This window comes from Trebonia sp. (assembly GCF_030042015.1).
Classification (GTDB): domain Bacteria; phylum Actinomycetota; class Actinomycetes; order Streptosporangiales; family Streptosporangiaceae; genus Trebonia.
Genome location: NZ_JASIAL010000237.1, coordinates 1 through 19,779 on the forward strand (window position 1 = coordinate 1; position 19,779 = coordinate 19,779).

Sequence of the window (19,779 nt, forward strand, 5' to 3'; positions counted from 1 at the left end):
TTATCTTTAGCCCGACGATCTTGAGGCTTTCTGACCTGCGGGTTTGTGTCGTGGACAGTGTTGTTCACGACATTCCCGCGGTTCCCCCGAAGGCCGGTCGGGATCTTTCTGCCCCCTGCTTTCCGGGCGTGTCGTGGCTGGTGAGCGGATCGCCGCTGCCCTCTGTTCTCCGAGTGCGCGCTCGAGTGTGTCGCGGAGCTGTCGGTTCTCTGATTCCAGGAGGCGGATGCGGGAGGTGGCTGCCTCCAGGCGGCGCAGCAGCGAGGCGGGCGTCGCGCGCTGCCGGTCCGGGACCGGTGGTGATGACGGGGCCTGCTGCTGCCGGGTGCGGAGCCGCCCGATCTGCTCTCGCAGGTCGTCTTGGGCATAGAGCCAGGAACGGGAGACGCCGGCAGCGGAAGCGACGGTGCTGAAGGTGACGGGCTTGCCGTCGGCGTCCATGCTGCGCAGTGCGGTCACGGCCCTGCGCCGGGCGTCGTCTGAGCGGCGGCGGGCGGCCGCGACGATGTGGGCGGAGTTGTCAGCTCGCACCGGCGGCGTCCTCATGCTCGTCCGGGGTGACGGCCTCGAGCTCTGTGATCATGCGGTCGAGGTTCGCGGCGACCTGCTCGTTCATCTCGGTGACGCGGACGTGGCCGTTGTCCCTGGCGGTGGTGATCAGGGTGAGGGTGCGCTGCTGCTGCTCGCGCAGCTCGGGCAGGAACTCGGGGCCGGTGATGAAGACCGGGCAGGTGAGGCACGAGTTGGCATGCGGGCACTGCCGCTGGACCGGCAGGCCGCAGTAGCCGTTGGGCAGTGTCTGGGTCGCGATGCCGTACCTGGTCTTCGCCCACTGTGCCTGGCCGAGTGGCCCGTCCGGGTCGATGGTTACCCGCTCGCCGCTGATGTTCACCCTGGTGGCCTGCTCCCAGCGGCGCCGGACGGTCTGGTCGGTGAGCTTTGCGTAATGAGCGGTCATCTGGGTTGAGGAATGGTCGAGCAGGACCCGGACGACTTCCTGCGGGACGTCGCGGTTGATGAGCCGGCAGGCGAAGGTGTGCCGCCACTGGTGGGGCGTCAGGTGCACCGGGCCGCCGTGCTCGTCGCGGACGTCGCAGGTGTCCAGCCACTTGTTGAGCAGGCCTCGGTAACTGTAGTAGGTGACCGGGTGCTGCCCGCCTGCGTTCGCCTTTAGCGCCGGGAACAGGTGCGGGTGCCGGCCGGGCCAGCGGTCCGCGACGCGCTGTTGCTGGCTGCGGATCGCGGCTTCGAGTTCCTCGTCGACGGGGACTGCGGCCTCGCGGCGCATCTTGTGGTTGAAGTAGCGCAGGTAGGGGGCGTCCTGCCCGTCATGGAGCAGGCAGTCGAACGCCAAGGTGCAGGCGTCCGTGGCGCGCAGGCCGCAGCGGATGAGGATGAGCGTGATCAGGCGTCCTTCCGGGCTGGTCCAGCGGTCGAGGTTCGCCGGCGATTCGACCTGGGTCATGATGTGCTCGGCCAGGTGCCGGGTCAGCTGCGGCGGCCGGGCCGGGATGTCGCCGGGGAAGAACGCGGCCGTGACCGGAAGCGTGGCGTCCCAGCCGTGCTGCCGGATCGCCTGCAGGAACGCGCTGACGGACGTGATGGCGTCCGTGCGGGCGCCGTGCCCGATCGCCTGGCTGGCAAGCCAGGCAAGATAGCGTTCCAGCAGCGGCCGGTCGACGCCGCCCAGGGCTGCCGTGCGGGCGATCGTGAGGAACTCGCTGAACCGGGTGAGGGCGGCGACGTCGGACTGCACGGTGCCGACGCTGAGGCCCGAGCTCAGCCGCAGCCGGGTCCACCGTTTGGACAGGTCCCGGAGCCAGGGCTGGGCAAGGCGGTCGAAGCGCAGCCGGATCCGCGAGCTCGCGCGCTTTCCCGGGTTCAGGACCAGTCCCGGGATCCGGTGCAGCCGCCAGACGTCATGGGGGTACTCGGCTTCCCAGCCGGTGCCCTCGGCCAGCTCCTCGACCGCATCGCGGGCGAACAGCAGGAACGCCGGGTAGGCCGGGCTCTTGCCACGGCCCGCATGCCGCCGCCACTCGTCCTCGGACAGGTCGAGCAGCGACTCCACGCCGGCGTCGCTGGCCCTGCGGACCGCCCACCGGGCGACCTGGTGCGGGAGGGTGATGGTCGCCCGGTCCGCCCGGCACTGGACCGCGTACTGCATCTCAAGCCTGAGCTGGGCAGGGAGGCCGCGGAAGTCGATCCGGGCCCGGCCGCGCAGCATGCAGTGCTCGGTGAACTCGCCGGGATCGGGGGAGCCCAGCTGCCGCCACCTGGTGTCGTGGGCCTTGCAGAACCGGTGGGCCTCGTTCTCGGTCCAGAGTGTGCAGAACGGCAGCAGGCACTCCGCCTGCGGCTGCGCGGGCGGCTCGGCTCCCGCCGCCCAATCGGCCGGGTCAGGGCGTCCCGCATGCTCCCAGGCCGAGCGATGCCGCATGCACAAGCCACGGCCGCTGCTGCCGTAACGGCAGCCGGGCACCGAGCAGGCCGTCAGCGGGCGGCGCCCGTTCAGCGGCGGGCCCGGGTCGGCGAGGAACGCCGTCATGTCCGGGCGGCCGTGGTTCCTCCACCGTGTCCCGTGCGCAGTGCAAAGGCCGTTCTCCGCCCGGGGCCGGTCGCAGCCGACAGCCGGGCAGGCCGGCCGGCCCAGGACCGGGTCGTCCGGGCCAGGGACCAGGATGCCCGCACGGAACTCGATGCGGACGGCGGCAAGGAGCCTTTCCAGCAGCCCCGCCCGCCCGGATGCGGGCAGCTGCGCGGGCGCGGCCATCAGGCTTCCTCCTGCTCGAAGACGGTCGCGGTCAGGCGGACGGTGACCCCGCCGCTGCGGTCGGCTGCATGCAGCCGGGATGTCCCGCCGCCGCCGGGCTGCTCGCGGCACTCGCCCAGTCCCAGCGCCTGCCGCCAGGCCGCGAAGGCCTGCCGGACCTGCAGGGCGGGCCCGAGCCCGCTGACCCGGCCGATGAGCACCGAGCTCGCCGAGCCGGCGGTCCAGGCGATGCAGGGCAGTTCCGGGTGCCCCTCCAGGATCCGGGCCAGCTCGGCGGCCGCCTGCCGCTGCCAGGATGCGCGGTCGGCCTGGGCGATGACCGGGGTCACAGCCGCACCTCCTGCCCGGTGAACCAGCCCGCTTTCTCCAGCACGCGGCGGGCGTCCTCAACCGTCAGGTGCCCGTACGCGTCGATCGTCGTCGCGACCGACGCGTGGCCCATAACCTCCTTCACGGTCTCCATCCCGGCGCCCTTGCGCAGCAGCCATGTCGCGTACGTGTGCCGGCACCAGTGCGGAGAGAACGCGATCCCGGTCGCGGCACGCAGCCGCGCCACCAGGTCATACGCCGCCGGGTAGGTCATCGGGCGGCCGACAGGAGCAGCCCACAGGTTGACGAACACGTAGTCCGAGTCAACAGCCCCGTACTCGCGGTTCAGGTAATCGGCATACAGCCGCATCAGCGGTGCGCTCGCCGGGATCTCACGGCCCCGTCCGCCCTTGGCCCGCATGCCGTTCGCGTTGTCTCTGGGGACCACGTGCACCAGGCAGCCGCCAATGTCGATGTCCTCGTGCCGCATGCCCAGGGCCTCGCCGATCCGGATGCCGGTATCGAGCAGCATTGCCAGCAGCAGCCGGTCCCTCAGGTGATCGCAGGCGTCCAGGACCGCCTGGGCTTCCGTCACGGTCAGCACCCGCGGCAGAGGCCGGGGAGCCTTCACCTTCACCGCCAGCCGGGGCTGCGGGCTGCGCCCGGTCACGTGGTGCAGGAACGGGCGGAACGCCGTGCCCGCATAGCCGCGGCCCGGGGCCTGGATGGCGCGCAGCGCCCCGGCCGCCTTCGCCCCGTGGCGGGCGTGGAACCGGTAGAACGACGCCACCGCGGCCAGCTTGCGGTTCACAGTCGACGCGCCGCAGTGGTGAGCCTGCTCCGTGACCACGGCGACCGTCCCGTCCCGGCCCTGCGGCGGCAGCCGCAGCCACGCGACGAACGAGGCGACATCCTCCAGCGTCACCTCATCCCAGGCCAGGCCACGACCGGACAGATAGCAGAACCAGTCCTTCAGGTCATGGGCATACGACTTCACCGTGTTCGGCGACTTCTCCGACGAGCTCAGGAACCCCAGGAACCGGTCCACCGCCCCGACCGGGCTCCCGTCATCTTCCAGAACCGTCCATGACACGGCATCCCACGGCATCACCACACGCTGCACGCGCACCGAATCCTCCTGTCATCTGCGTAATGGACGGGGCAAGATAACCACGTCCACCACGAGCGACACGGTGGATAGCAGTCGCGTCGTGCACGTCAAAGACAGCCGGAGGATGGCTAGAGATAACCGACGGCAGGTGGTCATGCCCGCCGAACGTGTCGAGCGCCCCGGCCTCGGCGTACCACATGGTGTAGACGGACGTGGGCGGCGGTCCAGCCCTGGTCAGCGCCTGGTCCTGGGCCGCAACGTCGGCGGTGAGCTGGGGCCAGCCGATGTCGTCCTTGAGGGACGAGCTGGCCTGCGTCTTCTGCACGACGGAGAGCGGGGCGACGGGGAGCGTGGCCGGGACGAAGACCAGGATGCCGACGACCGTGGGAACTGCACACCTTCGGGTACCGCCAGCAGTTCGTCCGGTCGCTGCGCCACTTCGAGTCGTCCGCGATGGCGTTTTCTTTCATCTCGATCACCACCGGCATCTTCACCACGTACGCCGCGCTGGTCACCGAGCACGAGCGGCAGCAGAGCTACGGCGCGTTCCGGCTCGCCGCCGCGCTGCGCTGGCGGACCCCGGTGTGGACGCTGACCGCCGTGCACCGGATCACGGGCCGCTGCGGCCAGCTCGCCGGGGTGGACGTTGCCGACCTGCGCAGCGGCGCTGTCCGGTTCGTCCCCTGCGACCTCGTGGTGTTCACCGCCGACTGGATCCCCGAGCACGTGCTCGCGCGGACGGCAGGCCTGGCGATAGACCCAGGCACCGCGGGGCCCGCCGTCGACGCCGCGCTCGCGACGTCGGCGGCGGGCGTGTTCGCCGCGGGAAACCTCGTGCACGCGGCGGAGACCGCGGGCGTGGCCGCGCTCTCCGGCCGTCACGCCGCCCGGCATGCCGCGCGGTTCCTTGCCGGGCAGCCGGCCGGCCCCGCGCCGGTCCCCGTCCGCGTCGAGCAGCCGCTGCTGTGGCGCCCGCCGGCTGATGCCCGGCCGCCCGGTCCACCTCAACGCGGCATGGCTCACCCGGGTACACCCGGGCGGCGGCCCCGTCCTGGTACAGGTTGCCTAGCGCCTGGATGTCCTAGGACGGGGTCTCGGCCTTTGGCGGGCGGCCGGGGCCGCGCTGCGGCGCGGCGCGGCGTGGCATCCTGCCCGCCTCGGTGAGGGCCTTGCGGAGCAGGAACTCGATCTGGGCATTCGTGCTGCGCAGGTCGTCGGACGCCCAGCGGGCGAGAGCGTCGTGGACGGCGGGATCGAGCCGCAGCAGGATCGTCTTGCGTTCGGTTGCCATGCCGTGGACGACTCTTACTGGTAGAGCGTGCCCGCGTTCACCACGGGTTGTGCGGCGTGTTCACTGCACAGCACGACCAGCAGGTTGCTGACCATGGCGGCCCTGCGCTCCTCGTCGAGGTCGACAAGGCCGTCGGAAGATAGCCGGGTCAGGGCATCCTCCACCATGCCGAGGGCCCCCTCGACGATGCGCTTCCTGGCGGCCACGACGGCTTCTGCCTGCTGCCTGCGCAGCATCGCCTGGGCGATCTCCGGCGCGTAGGACAAGCGGCTGATCCGGGACTCCCGCACGTGCACCCCAGCCGGGGCGACCCGCTCCGCGATCTCGGCGGTGAGCTCGGCGGCGATCTCCTGCTGACTCTCGCGCAGCGAGCGCGCGCCCTCCTGGCGGGAATCGTAGGAATAGCTGGTCGCGACGTGCCTGACCGCGGTCTCGGACTGGACCGCCACGAACTTCTCCAGGTTATCGACGCCGAACGCGGCCTTGGCGGTGTCCGCCACCTCCCAGACGACGACCGCGGCGATCTCGATCGGGTTGCCGTCCGCGTCGTTCACCTTGGCGATCGGGGTCTCGTCACTGCGGATCCGGGTGGAGATGACGCGTTTGCTGCAGAGCGGGACGACCCAGCGCAGCCCGGTGGTGCGGATCGTGCCGATATAACGGCCCTGCAGCAGGATCACCCGGGCCTGGCCAGGGCGCACCTGGGTGAGGCCGTGCAGGATCGGGAGCGAGATCGCGATGACCGCGACCGCGCCCCAGATCGTGCCGGCGTCCTTGCCGGCGATGCCCTGGGTCAGCAGCACGATGCCCCAGATCATCAAGGCGAGGCCGAAGGCGAAGATCAGCCAGCCGTCGGGCCAGGGGGCGATCCTCTCCCGCAGTTCCGTGTCCTTGCTTTGGCTTGCCTGCGGCTCCTGCATGGCCATGACCATCTGCTGCTCTCCCGTCCGGTTCAGGCGTTCCGCGATCTCCTCTGGACAATACTAAATCATAGTCATAGCATTGTGATATCACATTAAAGACACGTAGGGGAACCGGGGCAAGCGCCAGGGAGGCACGGGCATGGCAGTCATCGAGGTCGAGCACCTCACCAAGAGCTACGGGTCCGCCAAGGCGGTGGACGACATCTCCTTCCGCGTCGAGGCGGGAGAGATCTTCGGCATCCTCGGCCCGAACGGGGCCGGGAAGACCACGACGGTCGAGTGCATCGAGGGCCTGCGCACGCACGACAAGGGGTCCGTCCGGGTGCTCGGGCTCGACCCGCACGCCGACCACCGGGAGCTGACCCAGCTCCTCGGCGTGCAGCTGCAGGAGTCCGCGCTGCCGGACAAGCTCTTCGTCGGGGAGGCACTCGACCTGTACAGCTCGTTCTACGAGAACCCGGCCGACTGGCGGGCGCTGGCCACGACGCTGGGGCTGGTCACCAAGCTGGGCACGATGTTCAAGAACCTCTCAGGCGGCCAGAAGCAGCGGCTGTCGATCGCGCTGGCGCTGGTCGGCAACCCGCGGGTCGCGGTGCTCGACGAGCTGACCACCGGGCTCGACCCGCATGCCCGCCGGGACACCTGGGACCTGATCTCCGCGGTCAGGGACAGCGGCGTGACGGTCGTGCTCGTCACGCACTTCATGGAAGAGGCGGAGCACCTGTGCGACCGGGTCGCTTTGGTCGACCGGGGGCGGATCGTCGCCCTGGACACGCCCGCGGGCCTGGCGGAGAGCATCCAGGCGGGGATGACCATGCGGCTCGTGGTTCCCGGCACGTTCGCCGAGTCGCTGCTTCGCGCGCTGCCCGATGTCACCAGCGTCACCAGGCGCGGCGACACCCTCACCGTGACCGGCAACGGCAACGTGCTTGCCGCGGTCAGCGCCGAGCTGGCACACCGCAACGTCGCGCCGAGGCAGTTGCGGGTCGAGCAGGCCAGCCTGGAGGACGCGTTCCTCGAGCTCACCGGCCGGCGCGACGCCGCCAACGACAGTGACCAGGGCAAGGAGGGCTGAGCGATGTCAGCGATCACCACGGTCACCGGCACCACCGGGGCGCGTCGCGCCCGGCGGCCGTCGCCGCTGATGCGGCTCGTGCGCACCGAGGCGAAGCTGTTCATCCGGGAGCGGATCGGGCCCGTCTGGGGCCTGGGGATCCCGCTGATCCTGCTGATCGTCTTCGGCAGCATCCCGGCGGTCAGCAAGCCGGACGCCTCGCTCGGCGGCCGTCCGCTGCTGTACCTGTACGTGCCGGTCGTCATCTTCCTCGGCATGGCGCTCATCTGCCTGGCCGCCGCGTCAGGCACGCTGACCAACTACCGCGAACGCGGCATCCTGCGGCGGCTGGGGGTCACCCCGGCCGGTGCCACCCGGCTGCTGGCCGCCCAGCTCATCGTCAACGCGAGCATGGTGATCGCGATGGCGGTGGTGATCGACGTCATCGCCGGGCTGACCTACCACGTGCCGCTGCCAGGGCAGTTCCTGGGGTACGCCGTGGTCATGCTGCTCGCGACGGCGGCGCTGCTCGGCATCGGGATGTGCATCGCCAGCGTGGCCAGGACCCCCAGGATGGCGCAGGGCCTCGGCGGGCTGCTGTTCTACCCGATGATGTTCTTCTCCGGCCTGTGGCTGCCGCTCCCGGAGATGAGCCCGGCCCTGCAGCACATCAGCGAGGCGACCCCGCTCGGCGCGGCCTCGGCCGCGATGGCGGGTATCCTCGGCGGGAACTTCCCGCCGCTGCTCTACATCGCCATCCTGGCCGCCTGGGCGGCCGCGGCCGCCCTGCTGGCCCGGCGGACGTTCCGGTGGGAGTGATGCCGGGCACGAGCCGGGCTCAGCGCGGGCAGCGCGCCGGGCGCTCAGCCGAGGAACGACTCGATCAGCGGAACGAACGCGGCCTGGTCCTGGAACAGGAACGCGTGGCCCGCGCCGGGGTAGAGCACGAGCTTGGCCCCGGGGATGAGACTGGCCAGGGTGCGGCTGTTGGCGAGCGGGTCCAGCCGGTCCGCGGTGCCGTCGGCGATGAGCGTCGGCGCGGCGATCGTGGCGGTCCGCTTCCCGGCGGCATCGTTTCCTGCCCACCACCCCCGCACCGCCTGGCCCTGGTCCGCGACGATGCCCGCCGGGGCCGAGGGGGCGGGCGGGTAGCTGGAGATGGACGCGAGGTAGGCGTCCTGCGCGCCCGCCTGGCCAGCGGGGAACAGGTCGGTCAGCACCTGCTGCTCATCGCCGCTGTTGAGCGCGTTCATCGCCTGCTGGGAGGGGAGCACCGCCGTCCCGTTGCCCGGGTAGGTGGCGCACAGGACCAGGCGGCGCACCTGGCCTGGGTGCAGGGCCGCGAGGGCCTGGGCGATCATGCTGCCCATCGACCAGCCAAGGATGTCGGGACGGCCAAGGCCGAGCGCGGTGATGAGCGCGCTGGTCTGATCGGCCATCGCGTCGATGGTCAGCGGCGCCGGCAGGGCCGCCGTCGCGCCGATTCCGGCGTTGTCGAAGATCACGACGCGGTAGCGCTGGGCCAGCGCGTCGACGAAGAGCCGGTCCCACCCCTCCATGGTCGTGCTATAGCCGACGATCAGGACCAGGGGCGGCCCGCTGCCGATGACGCGGTAGCCGACGGCGCCCATCGCCGTGTGGGCGGTCAGCACCGGCGCGGACGCGATCGAGACCGAGCCGGGAACCGGAGCCGTCGACCCGTGCACCGCCTTGGCGACCGCCGCGCCGGCGAACGCCTCGACGGTCGCGGTCGTGGGCGATCCCAGGTCGGAGTAGACAAGGTAGCCCGCGTAGGTGCCTGCCTGGAAGAGGATGAGATCGGTGCCGAACCGGATCCCCTCGACCGTGAAGGTCCACGCGTAGGCGGCGGAGGCGCTGCCGACCCGCGGGAAGGGCAGCGGCGCGATGGCGACCGCGGCCTTCGTGCCCGCGACGGTGATCGTGGCTGACCGGCAGCGCGCCAGCGCCTTGTTGAGGCGCTGCCATCGCTGCTGGGCGCGCGGGCCGGCGCTCAGCGCCTCCCCGAGTACCGGGATCGACGTGCCCTGCACGAAGGCGGCGCTCGCGAACGCCGGCCCCTGCGGGTTCGCGGTCAGGCTCGACAGGCACGGCGCGCTCGTCTGGACAGTGCTTGAGTTAGTCGGCGCCGCCGACCAGCCGGCGGGCAGGTCCGCGACCGACAGCAGCCGCCCCGCGAGCGTGCTGGCCGGGCTGCCGCCGGCGCAGCCTGACGTCAGGAATGCCGCGATCGCGAGCGCGAGCAGCGCGGCCAGCGAAGTGACACGCCGGGTCTTCATTGACGTTCCCCCTTCTTACTTTGTACTGCAAAGCTAGCTGGCTTTGCAGTACAAAGTCAAGAGCCGCAACCGCGGCGCAGGCCCGAGCGAGTTTGCGTCAGTACGTGAGAGCGGGCATGCTTGGCGCGTGGCCGAACCACCGGGGCTCGTGGAGGCCCGCGAGCTGACGAAGCGATTTGGCGACAAGGTCGCCGTCGATCACCTGTCGTTCACCGTCGAGCCGGGCCGGGTGACCGGCTTCCTCGGCCCGAACGGCGCCGGCAAGTCCACCACGATGCGCCTGATCACCAGCCTGGACAGGCCGGACGGCGGCACCGCCACGATCGGCGGGCTCGCCTACGAGCAGCTGACCAAGCCGCTGAGCACCGTGGGAGCGCTGCTCGAGGCGCGCAGCGTGCACCCCGGCCGCAGCGCCCGCAACCACCTGCTCTTCCTCGCCCAGACCCAGGGCATACCGGCCAGGCGAGTGGACGAGGTGCTCGACCTGGTCGGCCTGCGTGACGTGGCCCGCAAGCGGGCCGGCGCGTTCTCCCTCGGCATGAACCAGCGGCTCGGCATCGCGGCGGCCATGCTCGGCGATCCCCGGGTGCTGCTGCTCGACGAGCCGGGCAACGGTCTTGACCCCGAGGGCATCCGGTGGGCCCGCAACCTCATCCGGCAGCTGGCGAGCGAGGGCCGCACGGTGTTCGTGTCCAGCCACCTGATGAGCGAGATGGCGGTGACGGCAGACCACCTGATCGTGATCGGCCGCGGCGCGCTGATCGCCGACTGCTCCACCCAGGAGTTCATCCAGCGCAGCTCGGAGCGCTCGGTGCTGGTCCGCACGCCCGACGCCGGCCGGCTGCGGGAGCTGATCGCCGACGAGGGCGGCACGGCCCGGCAGGGCGGGGACGGCGCGCTGATCGTGACCGGCCTGGCCGCCCCGCGGATCGGCGAGCTCGCCGCGTCCGCCTCGCTGGTGCTGCACGAACTCACCCCGCAGCTGCCCTCGCTGGAGGAGGCGTTCATGGAACTGACCGCCGGCAGCGTCGAATTCGGCGACACGGGGGCGTCGTGACGGCCGGCCTGCTGAGCGCGGAGTGGACGAAGATCCGCTCGGTCCGCTCCACCGTCTGGTCGCTGGTCGTGTTCGTGGTCGTCGCGATCGGGTTCAGCACCCTCGTCGCGGTCGTCGTGAGCAACAACTGGGACAAGTCCGGCCCGCACCCCAACCAGGTCACGCTGCACACGGACCCGACCGCGGTGCTGTTCGGCCCCGGGTTCGGCCTGGGCCAGCTGGCCATCTGCGTGCTCGGCGTGATCGTGATCACCAGCGAGTACTCCACGGGCGCGATCCGCGCCTCGCTGCTGGCCGTGCCGCGCCGGATCCCCATGCTGGCCGCCAAGGCGATCGTGTTCACCCTGCTTGACCTGGTGGTCAGCGCGATCACCGTGTTCGCGGTGTTCTTCATCAGCACCTCGATCCTGAGCAGCCACATCTCGATCACGCTGTCCCAGCCCGGCGTCACCCGCGCCTGCATCGGCGGGATCTTGTACCTCACCGTGCTCGGCCTGTTCGCGCTGGCGATAGGCGGCCTGATCAGGCACACCGCGGGCGCCGTGGCCACCGTGATCGCGCTCGTCATCGTGGTGCCGCCGCTGATCACGCTGATCCCTGGCACGATCGCCAACCACGTGCACGGCTACATGCCCACGGTCGCGGGCGTGCTGATCGGGCAGACCAGCCAGCAGCCGGCCGACGTGCTCTCCCCCTGGCAGGGGTTCGGGGTGTTCTGCCTGTGGACCGCCGTCCTGCTGGCGGTCTGCGGCTGGCTCCTGCTCCGCAGGGACGCGTAGATGCGCGTCACCGACGTCACGGTCGTCCTGCACGAGCGGTCCACGGCCGGGGTCGCGTCCTTCGGGCCCAGGGGCGGGCGGCAGCCGCTTGGCGTGCTGCGCGTCACCACCGACGAGGGCATCGAGGGAAACGCCTTCCTGTCCGGGCCCGGCCCGGGGCCGGCGGCGATCGCCGAGCAGATCGTCACGGTCGTCAAGCCCTGGCTGACCGGCGCCGACCCGCTCGACATCGGGCGCACTGGCGGCGGATGACCGGCCTTGTCCACTACCTCAGCCCGCACGCCGTCGGCACCGTCGACGTGGCCCTGTGGGACATCGCGGGCAAGGCCGCCGGGCTGCCCGTGCACCGGCTGCTCGGCACCTGCCGGGACCGGATCCCCGCGTACTTCTCCTCGGCCCACCACGCGACGGCGGCGGAGTACGCCGACGAGGCCGTCTACTGGCGCGAGCAGGGCTGGCGCGGGTACAAGGTGCACGCGCCGCGCGGCCCCTGGCTGCCGCCCGGGTCCGCTCCGCCGGTCGCGTTCGACGTCGCGGCCTGCGCAGCCGTGCGGTCGGCGGTCGGCGACGGCATGACGCTGATGCTCGATTCCGTCTGGAGCTATGACTACCCGCAGGCCCTGACGGTGGGCCAGGCCATCCAGGACCTCGGCTACTTCTGGTACGAGGACCCGCTGCCCGACCACGACATCCACGGCTACCAGCGCCTCGCCCGCAAGCTGTCGATCCCGCTGCTGGCAACCGAGATCACCCCCGGCGGCCTGACGGCGCTGCCGCCGTGGATCACCGCGGGCGCCACGGATTTCCTGCGCGGCGACGTCGTCATCAAGGGCGGCATCACCGGCTTGCTGAAGATCGCGCACCTGGCCGAGGCGTTCGGCATGAACTGCGAGGTGCACGACTCCTACAATTCCCTGAACAACGTCGCCGCGCGGCACGTGATGATGGCCATCGACAACTGCGACTGGCTCGAGGTGCTGGCGTTCAACCGGTCAGGGGACCACAGCCTGGCCCACTTCAGCTACGGCCTGACCGAGCCGTTCCGCGTCGATCCCGAGGGAAACGTGCACGCCCCTGCGGGCCCGGGCCTCGGCGCTGGAATCGACTGGGACCTCATCAACTCCTCCGTGACGGCCGTGGTCTCCTGACTGCGCCCGTCACCGGCCGGCCGGGGGGACGGCCCCGGCCTCGGGGACGCCAGGGACGAGCAGGACGACGCGGTCCCCTGGCGCGAGCGTCAGCACCGGGTCCGGCGGGCTGAACTCCCTGCCGCGCAGCACCGACACGGGGGCGCTGCCTGCGGGCCAGGCGACGTCGCCGAGTTTGCGCCCGGCCGCCTGGGACCCGGCGCCAACCGTGACCTCCACGGCCCGGTACCCGGGCAGCGGGGCGGGGGCGCCCGCGGACGGCGGGGCCGCGGGCACCCCGGTCCTGGCCTGCGCCGCGCCGATCCTGCCCGCCATGGCGCTCAGCACGTCGGTGCCGGTCACCCAGCCCTCCACGCGGCGGCCGTCGGCGGACAGCACGGGCAGCCCGTCGCGCCCGTAGCGCTCAAGCTGGCCGAGCACCTGGGGGAGCGACTCCGAGTCGTACAGCACCTGCGGGTCCTGCGCGAACGTCACAGGACCGGCGATCGCCGCGAGGTCGGGCGCATCGGTGCCCCCGCCCGCGCCGGCGTGGCCGGCGCCGCCCCGCGGGACGGCCAGGGCCGGCCGGAACGGGCGCATGACGTCGGTGATCTTCAGGTCCGCCAGCACTCGCCAGGGGGCGGTGCGGTCGATGTCGGTCCCGCGGCGCAGCAGCTTGGTGGTGTAGATCGTGCCGTAGCTGAGCGCACGGGACAGGGCCGAGGCGATGGCGACCGCCAGCATCACCGGCAGCGTCAGCGAGAAGTCGCCGGTCATCTCCACGACGCTGGCCAGCGACGTCAGGGGGGCGCGCGTGGCGGAGGTGAACACGGCGCCCATCGCGACCACGGCGTACAAGGCCGGCTGGCCGGCCGCGGGGCCGACGATGTGGTTCACGATCTCGCCGTAGGCCATCCCCGAGGTGACGCCGATGAACAGCGACGGCGCGAAGATCCCGCCCGAGCCGCCGATCCCTATCGTCAGGCTGGTCGCGACGATCTTGCCGAACGCGAGGACGATCAGGAACCACAGTGCGTACTCGCCCGCAGTGGCCTTGTCCATCACCGGATAGCCGACACCGTAAAGCTCAGGGATGGCGAGCAGCAGCAGGCCGAGCACGATCCCGCCGACGGCGGGCCTGGCCCATTCGGGGCGGCCCCTCCACACCAGGTCGCACAGGTCCTCGATCTTGTAAAGCACGGTCTTGAACGCCAGGCCGATCAGCCCGGCGAGCACCGCGAGCACCGCGACGAGCAGGTACGTGGCCGGGTGGTGCAGCGCGATGCCGCTGGGGAAGCCGGACAGGAACGGCTTGCTGCCGAAAATGGGCTCGACGGTGAGGTTGGCGATCATCGACGAGAGCATGACGGTGAACAGGGCGTCGATGGAGAACTCGCGCAGGATGATCTCGACACCGAAGAACACGCCCGTTATCGGCGCGTTGAACGTCGCCGAGATGCCCCCGGCCGCGCCGCAGGCCACCATGATCCGCAGCCGGTTCTCCGGCACCTTGACCCACTGGCCGATGCTGGACGCGAGCGCGGAGCCGATCTGCACGATCGGGCCCTCCCTGCCCACTGAGCCGCCTGAGCCGATGCACAGCGCCGAGGCCAGCGCCTTCACCACGCTGACCTGGGGCCTGATCCGGCCGCCGTTGTCCGCGACCGCGGCCATCACCTCGGGTACGCCGTGCCCGCGCGCCTCCCGCGCCCACCTGTAGATCACCGGGCCGTAGACCAGCCCGCCGACGGCCGGGATCACCACGTAGAACGCCAGGCCCAGCCACGGCAGGTGGCCGCTGGGGACGCGGCCATCCTGGCCGAACTGGGCGTGCCCGGTCGCCAGCCAGGTGACGAAGTAGATCAGGTACCTGAACACGACCGCCCCGAGCCCGGAGCCCACGCCCACCACCAGCGCCAGCACGAACAGGCCGCCCCTGCCCGCCCGCAGCCACGCGGCGCCCCTGCCGCTCAGCCCGGTCACGACGACTCTCCTGGCTCGTGATACGGCTCGTCGACGGGCACGGGAGGCCACTGGCTGTCTGGCACCTCCCCGGCTGCGGCGGCGAACGCGGCCAGCGCCGCGGTGACGCCGCGCTGCTGCGCGGGGGAGAGCCTGGCCATGATCTGCGTGATCAGCGCCCGGCGCCTGCGGGTGGCCTGGTCCACCACCTGGCGGCCTGCCGGGGTGATCGACACAAGCACCGCGCGCCGGTCCTTCCGCGCCCGGTGCCGCCGGATCACGCCCTTGCGCACCAGGCGCTCGCACATCCGGCCCGCCGTGGACGGCGCCACCCCGAGCGCCCCGGCCAGGTCCACCAGGCGCTGCGGTCCGCGGGACGCCAGCACGACGAGCGCCCGGTACTGGGCGATCGATGTCTCCTCGGCCGCCGCGCCCAGCGACACCGTCGCGACCGCGATCAGGGACCGGCTCGCGGTGAGCACCGCGTCGACGACCCCGGCTTCGACAACCCCCGCCGCTGCGGGTCCGGCTGCCTGAACTTCATCCATCAGTGATCACCGGCATTACGTGCGCTAGTAAATGATTGCAGTATGCAAGTATAGATCCCAGGGGCAAGGGACACGCGGTCTGGGTGGGTTTGCGCGCGGGCGCAGGCCTATAGTGGATGCCGGTCGGCGAGGGGAGGCGCGTGGTCGAGATCAAGACTCCGGGGCAGGTCGACGCGATCCGCGCCGCCGGCCGGGTGGTCGCGGGCGTCCTCGCGGTGGCGCGCGAGCGGGCCGTGCCAGGCGTGCGGCTCGCCGAACTGGACGCGGCCGCCCGCGAGGTTCTCGCCGCGGCCGGGGCGACCTCGCCGTTCCTGCACTACAAGCCGAAGTTCGCGCCGGTCCCTTACCCCGCGGTCATCTGCACGTCGGTCAACGACGCGGCGCTGCACGGCATCCCCGACGGCTACCGGCTCGCGCCGGGAGACCTGCTCAGCGTCGACGCCGGGGCGACCCTCGACGGCTGGGTGGCCGACGCGGCCGTCTCCTTCACGGTCGGGCCGCCCCACGACGGGGACGCGCGGCTGATCGCCGTGACGCAGGAGGCGCTCCGCGCCGGGATCGCGGCGGCCGTGCCCGGCGGGCGGATCGGCGACATCTCGGCGGCGGTCGGCGCGGTGGGCCGGGCCGGCGGGTACGGCATTTCCACCGACCTCGGCGGCCACGGCGTCGGCCGGTCCATGCACGAGGACCCGCACATCCCCAACCGGGGCAAGGCGGGACGCGGGATGCGGCTCGTGCCCGGGCTGGTGATCGCGATCGAGCCCTGGTTCATGGCCGGCGGCAGCGACCAGATCTTCCTCGACGACGACGGCTGGACGATCCGCACGGCGGACGGCAGCCGCGCCGCCCACGCCGAACACACCGTCGCCGTCACCCGCGACGGCCCGGTGATCCTCACCGCTGGCTGACGCCGTTCCCCTACGGGGTGCCGCCCGGCGGCGGGTACCCGCCCGGCGGTGGATATCCCCCGGGCTGCTCCCCGTACCCGCCCGGCGGCTGGCCGTACCCGCCCGCCGGCGCCCCCGGCTCCGCCGCCTCGCCGTGCGCGGCCGCGAGCCGGTAGTACACCAGCGTGATGACAGCGGCGATAAACGGGGCGACCAGGGTGCCCGACACCAGGCTGGCGATGAAGCTGCGTGCCGCGTACGGCAAGGCAAGCAGGATCACCGACAAGATGATGTTGAACACGATCTCGATCAGGAACACCAGGACGTAGGTGCCGAACACGTGCCAGGCGTACCCGCGGACGGTCCGCCAGCTCCGGCCGAACGAGTCCAGCGCCGTGGACCCGCCGATCACGATCCACGGCACGATCAGCGACCAGAATGTCAGCAGGATCAGCCCTGGCACGATGATGAGCACGAATCCGATCGCGATGCCGATGCTGGCGAGGATCGAGGCGAGCGCGACCGCGCCAACGAACGGGACGGCGGCCGACACCGTCTGGCCGAGGCTGAGGTCGGCGCGCCCGTCGCGGACGTCCTGCACGGCCTTCGTCAGCGCCGCCTGCATCAGGAATATCCCGAAGAACGTGAAGATCAGCGCGACCCAGCTGCCGATGGTGCCTCCCGCCCAGCTCAGCAGCGCGCTGATCAGGGAGATCACGAGGAAGATCGCGAAGGAGATCACGATGAAATGCGCGGCGTGGCGCTTGTACATGGCCCACGCCTCGTTCAGCACACCCGAGAGGGGACTCATAACCGAATACAAGCACACGGACGGTGACCGCGCGAGCACCCGTCTGGGCGCGACAGCCTTCCCGCCGATTCCGCGATAGCCCGATAATTAGGCCAATGGGGATGATCCGCGTCAGGTCGGCACCCGCATCAGCCCGCACTCCCGCCGCGCCGGTCAAATCGATTATCCCGAACGAACGGTGGCGGCCCGACCGGCCTCAGATGTCTGTGAAGATCTCCATCCGCGGCGCGCCCTCGACCCCCGCGTGGTCCATCGCGTCACGCAGCGACGGGTCACGGGCGAAGTCTTCCGCCTGCTCGACGGTGGGGAAGTCGTGGATGATCAACAGTTCGTTCTGGTCATCGGGCAGCCGCATCACGCGCTGCGTGGTGCAGCCGTACTGAGCCCGCCTCGACTCGGCGTCGTCGTACATCTTCCGCCAGGCGGCGTAATCCCGGACATGGTGCCGAACGGCGAGTGTGGCAGTCATCTGGTCCCCCTCCCAGGTGCGGGGGCTTGATGCCCCCGGTTGGCTCGTGACCGAACGTGCTGAGTCTATGACCAAGCGCCGTCGCTGATCTCTTCGGGTTCTTCCAGCAGTACCTCTATGACCAGCAGCCTGCCCACGTCGGCGCGGCGGCGCGCAGCACCGGCTTGTGCTAACCCAGTGACTGCGGCCATCACCGCTCCCGCGCTGACTCAGGGCTGTGCCCGCCAAGGCTGATGATGGCCACGCCGGCTCTGCCGGGCATGCCGGGGAACGATACCGTCCTATTACGGGCACAGGCGCCGGGGGCTGACAGACCGGGCAGGGACAGGCCCCTGCCCGGTCCGGGCGCGGGCTTCTGCGCGGTCAGTTCTCCGGTTCCGGGGATTGAGTCAGGGCGGCGAGGATCGCGCTCGGCTCGTCACCGGTAACCGCGACGATGGTGGAGCCAGGGCGGCGCACCTGGACGCGCAGCCCGCCGGGTTCGCGGTCAACGGTGACCTCGCTGCCGGGGTACCGTGCCTTCAGCCGCGTCTCGATCCGCTGCGCATCCCGGCGCTTCACGACGCCTCCGCTCGGGCGGGGGCGAACTGCTCCCAGCAGATCCCGCTGCCGCCGCAGCGGGCGCGCCAGCCTTCCCCAGTCCGCTGGTATCCGGTCGTCAGCGTCCGGATACCGGACAGGAGCCGCGCACCTTCTACCGTCGCCACGGTGGCCTGCCCTGTGCGCAGGTACGTTTCGGCGATCCGCACGGCGCGCGCACGGTCGTCGGTGATGCCGCGCCCGGTGCGGGCGGGGCCGCACGCGTCCCACAGCCAGACGATCACGACGCAACCGTGCGGGTGCGGGACGCGTGATGGTCGCGGACCAGCACGCGCAACTCTTGCGGGGTCCCTGAGGCGCGAAGGACTGCCTCCGGGTCGGCAAAGGGCACGGCCCGGGAGGGTGCAGGTGCTTCCGGGTGATGGGAAATGTCGTAGGCGGGTGCCCAGTCGGCCTGGAGCATGGCGTACTGGTCGCGTTCTTCAAGGGTCACGGGCGTGCTCCCGTTCCGGCGGCTACCTGCCCGGGGCCGGCAACGCCGGTCCCGGGCGCGCCCCGGGCCGTGTCCGGCATCCCGGGGCGCGCCCCGGGCCGTGTCCGGCATCCCGGGGCGCGCATGACAAGCGTGCGATGCGCGGCTTACTCTGCGCAGTAGACCAACGGCGCGCGTGTCCGGCAGCCCGCTACATGTGACAACCCCTTCTGGCATGTGAGGTGACGTGTCATGACGGCTTCCAAGAGTGACCCGGACCGCGCGCTGTTCGCCGACGAGCTGCGCGCGATGCGCAAGCATCGCGGGTGGACCCGTGATGAGCTGGGCGCACGGATCAATTTCAGCGGCTCGACCATCGGCAACATCGAGTCGGGGCTGCGCGCCCCGACCCGGGATCAGGCGCTGCTGCTGGATGAGGCGTTCGAGACGCCAGGGACCTTCCAGAGGCTGGAGGGACGCCTGCGGGGCGTCCCGTTCTCGTCCGGCTTCCGCCCCTTCCACCCGTTCGAGGCCGATGCCCGCACGCTACGGACGTTCGAGCACACCATAGTCCCTGGCCTGTTCCAGACCAGGGACTACGCGCGGGTGATGATGGAGGGGTACCCCGACACCACCGAACTGGAGGTCAGGGACCGGGTGGAGGGCCGGATGGCGCGGCAGGCGATCCTTACCCGGGAAGATCCTCCGCCGCCGCCGCGCGTATGGGCGGTGCTTGACCAGCAGGTCCTTTTCCGAGACATCGGCGGCCCCGCAGTGATGTTCGCCCAGATGGAACATCTGGCCGAACTGGCGCGGCGGCCAAGGATCAATATTCAGGTGATCCCGGCCGACCGTCCTCATCCGGGCCTTCTGGGAGCGTTCGTGCTGGCTGAGATGAGTGAGCCCCCGGCTATCCTGTACCTGGAGAACGCACTGGACGGGCAGACTGTCGAAGACCCGGGCGTGGCCGATGCTATGTCACTAATGTTCGATGCGCTCCGGATGGAGGCGCTAACCGGCAGCGCTTCCCTGAATCTGATTGAGGAAGCGGCACAGCGATGGAAGGAACAGACTCTCCCGTGACGTGGCGCAAGTCCACGTACAGCGGCGGCAACGGCGGCAACTGCGTCGAGGTCGGCCAGAACGCCGACTGCTTCTTGGTGCGCGACACCAAGGACCGGGCGGGGGCCATGCTGGCGTTCAGCGCGCAGGCATGGCGACGGTTCGCTGCCATGGTGAGGGACTCCGCCGAGGCCTGAAACCCACAAGCCGTACGCCCCGCCGCCCGTAAGGGCGGCGGGGCGTAGATGCTCGGGCTCGTGGTTCTTCGTCGGGTTGGGGGTCTCGGGGGTCTCGGGGGCGCGGCCCC

General features: G+C 71.1%; 24 protein-coding genes. 10 read left to right on the plus strand and 14 right to left on the minus strand.

The genetic code is table 11. From position 1 onward, the window contains the following. Positions 1-6 precede the first annotated feature (6 nt). The 4 genes from Q1N79_RS12310 to Q1N79_RS12325 are packed head-to-tail and all read right to left on the minus strand — an operon-like array spanning position 7 to position 4,211. Positions 7-546 carry a DUF6262 family protein gene (locus Q1N79_RS12310; RefSeq protein ID WP_300608495.1) on the minus strand — a complete coding sequence of 180 codons (540 nt, stop codon included), beginning with the start codon at positions 544-546 and terminating at the stop codon, positions 7-9. Next, positions 521-2,773, minus strand: a complete 2,253-nt coding sequence (locus tag Q1N79_RS12315) for a tyrosine-type recombinase/integrase (protein WP_300608497.1) — start codon at positions 2,771-2,773, stop codon at positions 521-523. Before Q1N79_RS12315 ends, Q1N79_RS12310 begins: the two co-directional genes overlap by 26 nt. Continuing rightward, complete coding sequence (locus Q1N79_RS12320) at positions 2,773-3,102, minus strand: hypothetical protein (protein ID WP_300608500.1); 330 nt, start codon at positions 3,100-3,102, stop codon at positions 2,773-2,775. The genes Q1N79_RS12315 and Q1N79_RS12320 overlap by 1 nt, the downstream gene beginning before the upstream one ends. Further along, positions 3,099-4,211: a site-specific integrase gene (locus tag Q1N79_RS12325; RefSeq protein ID WP_300608503.1), complete on the minus strand. Its 1,113-nt coding sequence runs from the start codon at positions 4,209-4,211 to the stop codon at positions 3,099-3,101. The genes Q1N79_RS12320 and Q1N79_RS12325 overlap by 4 nt, the downstream gene beginning before the upstream one ends. A gap of 435 nt (positions 4,212-4,646) precedes the next feature. On the opposite strand from Q1N79_RS12325, the gene Q1N79_RS12330 reads away from it, so the two are divergent. Continuing rightward, positions 4,647-5,357: a hypothetical protein gene (locus Q1N79_RS12330; protein ID WP_300608506.1), complete on the plus strand. Its 711-nt coding sequence runs from the start codon at positions 4,647-4,649 to the stop codon at positions 5,355-5,357. Here the strand turns inward: Q1N79_RS12330 and Q1N79_RS12335 are convergent. Both Q1N79_RS12335 and Q1N79_RS12340 read right to left on the minus strand, forming a co-directional pair. Beyond that, positions 5,275-5,484, minus strand: a complete 210-nt coding sequence (locus Q1N79_RS12335; protein WP_300608508.1) for a hypothetical protein — start codon at positions 5,482-5,484, stop codon at positions 5,275-5,277. The two genes, Q1N79_RS12330 and Q1N79_RS12335, sit on opposite strands and share 83 nt — an antisense overlap. A 14-nt stretch (positions 5,485-5,498) precedes the next feature. Next, a complete protein-coding gene (locus Q1N79_RS12340) occupies positions 5,499-6,410 on the minus strand; it encodes an SPFH domain-containing protein (RefSeq protein ID WP_300608511.1) in 912 nt (303 codons plus the stop codon). A 136-nt stretch (positions 6,411-6,546) separates the two neighbouring features. Here Q1N79_RS12340 and Q1N79_RS12345 point away from each other — a divergent pair, with 136 nt between their 5' ends. Together Q1N79_RS12345 and Q1N79_RS12350 are read left to right on the plus strand one after the other, a co-directional pair. Continuing rightward, positions 6,547-7,482, plus strand: coding sequence for an ABC transporter ATP-binding protein (locus Q1N79_RS12345; RefSeq protein ID WP_300608513.1), 936 nt, complete (start codon positions 6,547-6,549; stop codon positions 7,480-7,482). A 3-nt stretch (positions 7,483-7,485) separates the two neighbouring features. Beyond that, a complete protein-coding gene (locus Q1N79_RS12350; protein ID WP_300608516.1) occupies positions 7,486-8,280 on the plus strand; it encodes an ABC transporter permease in 795 nt (264 codons plus the stop codon). 44 nt (positions 8,281-8,324) lie between these two features. Here Q1N79_RS12350 and Q1N79_RS12355 read toward each other — a convergent pair whose 3' ends face one another. Beyond that, positions 8,325-9,758 (minus strand): alpha/beta hydrolase, encoded by a 1,434-nt coding sequence (locus Q1N79_RS12355; RefSeq protein ID WP_300608519.1) that lies wholly within the window; start codon positions 9,756-9,758, stop codon positions 8,325-8,327. Positions 9,759-9,885: 127 nt separating this feature from the next. On the opposite strand from Q1N79_RS12355, the gene Q1N79_RS12360 reads away from it, so the two are divergent. The 4 genes from Q1N79_RS12360 to Q1N79_RS12375 are packed head-to-tail and all read left to right on the plus strand — an operon-like array spanning position 9,886 to position 12,742. Next, the gene (locus Q1N79_RS12360; RefSeq protein ID WP_300608521.1) at positions 9,886-10,815 is read left to right on the plus strand and encodes an ABC transporter ATP-binding protein; all 930 of its coding nucleotides are present in this window, start codon (positions 9,886-9,888) and stop codon (positions 10,813-10,815) included. Then, positions 10,812-11,594, plus strand: coding sequence for an ABC transporter permease (locus Q1N79_RS12365; RefSeq protein ID WP_300608523.1), 783 nt, complete (start codon positions 10,812-10,814; stop codon positions 11,592-11,594). Before Q1N79_RS12360 ends, Q1N79_RS12365 begins: the two co-directional genes overlap by 4 nt. Beyond that, positions 11,595-11,846, plus strand: a complete 252-nt coding sequence (locus Q1N79_RS12370) for a hypothetical protein (protein ID WP_300608526.1) — start codon at positions 11,595-11,597, stop codon at positions 11,844-11,846. Next, a complete protein-coding gene (locus Q1N79_RS12375; protein WP_300608529.1) occupies positions 11,843-12,742 on the plus strand; it encodes an enolase C-terminal domain-like protein in 900 nt (299 codons plus the stop codon). Before Q1N79_RS12370 ends, Q1N79_RS12375 begins: the two co-directional genes overlap by 4 nt. Positions 12,743-12,751: 9 nt before the next feature. On the opposite strand, the gene Q1N79_RS12380 is transcribed toward Q1N79_RS12375, so the two are convergent. Continuing rightward, positions 12,752-14,704 (minus strand): chloride channel protein, encoded by a 1,953-nt coding sequence (locus Q1N79_RS12380; RefSeq protein ID WP_300608531.1) that lies wholly within the window; start codon positions 14,702-14,704, stop codon positions 12,752-12,754. Further along, positions 14,701-15,231: a MarR family winged helix-turn-helix transcriptional regulator gene (locus Q1N79_RS12385; RefSeq protein WP_300608533.1), complete on the minus strand. Its 531-nt coding sequence runs from the start codon at positions 15,229-15,231 to the stop codon at positions 14,701-14,703. The genes Q1N79_RS12380 and Q1N79_RS12385 overlap by 4 nt, the downstream gene beginning before the upstream one ends. A 140-nt stretch (positions 15,232-15,371) precedes the next feature. Here Q1N79_RS12385 and map point away from each other — a divergent pair, with 140 nt between their 5' ends. Beyond that, positions 15,372-16,139: a type I methionyl aminopeptidase gene (map, locus tag Q1N79_RS12390; RefSeq protein WP_300608535.1), complete on the plus strand. Its 768-nt coding sequence runs from the start codon at positions 15,372-15,374 to the stop codon at positions 16,137-16,139. Between the two features lie 10 nt (positions 16,140-16,149). Here the strand turns inward: map and Q1N79_RS12395 are convergent, their stop codons facing one another. From Q1N79_RS12395 to Q1N79_RS12415, 5 genes are all read right to left on the minus strand, one after another. Further along, the gene (locus Q1N79_RS12395; RefSeq protein WP_300608537.1) at positions 16,150-16,929 is read right to left on the minus strand and encodes a hypothetical protein; all 780 of its coding nucleotides are present in this window, start codon (positions 16,927-16,929) and stop codon (positions 16,150-16,152) included. Positions 16,930-17,125: 196 nt separating this feature from the next. Further along, positions 17,126-17,398: a hypothetical protein gene (locus Q1N79_RS12400; protein WP_300608539.1), complete on the minus strand. Its 273-nt coding sequence runs from the start codon at positions 17,396-17,398 to the stop codon at positions 17,126-17,128. A gap of 363 nt (positions 17,399-17,761) precedes the next feature. Beyond that, positions 17,762-17,959 (minus strand): hypothetical protein, encoded by a 198-nt coding sequence (locus Q1N79_RS12405; RefSeq protein ID WP_300608541.1) that lies wholly within the window; start codon positions 17,957-17,959, stop codon positions 17,762-17,764. Next, entirely contained in the window at positions 17,956-18,222 is a 267-nt protein-coding gene (locus tag Q1N79_RS12410; RefSeq protein WP_300608543.1) for a hypothetical protein, read from the minus strand. Before Q1N79_RS12410 ends, Q1N79_RS12405 begins: the two co-directional genes overlap by 4 nt. Beyond that, entirely contained in the window at positions 18,219-18,431 is a 213-nt protein-coding gene (locus Q1N79_RS12415; protein ID WP_300608545.1) for a hypothetical protein, read from the minus strand. Before Q1N79_RS12415 ends, Q1N79_RS12410 begins: the two co-directional genes overlap by 4 nt. A gap of 231 nt (positions 18,432-18,662) precedes the next feature. Between Q1N79_RS12415 and Q1N79_RS12420 the strand changes: the two genes are divergently transcribed. Together Q1N79_RS12420 and Q1N79_RS12425 are read left to right on the plus strand one after the other, a co-directional pair. Beyond that, positions 18,663-19,493, plus strand: a complete 831-nt coding sequence (locus tag Q1N79_RS12420) for a helix-turn-helix transcriptional regulator (RefSeq protein ID WP_300608547.1) — start codon at positions 18,663-18,665, stop codon at positions 19,491-19,493. After that, positions 19,490-19,669 carry a DUF397 domain-containing protein gene (locus tag Q1N79_RS12425; RefSeq protein ID WP_300608549.1) on the plus strand — a complete coding sequence of 60 codons (180 nt, stop codon included), beginning with the start codon at positions 19,490-19,492 and terminating at the stop codon, positions 19,667-19,669. Before Q1N79_RS12420 ends, Q1N79_RS12425 begins: the two co-directional genes overlap by 4 nt. The last annotated feature ends 110 nt before the right edge of the window (positions 19,670-19,779 follow it).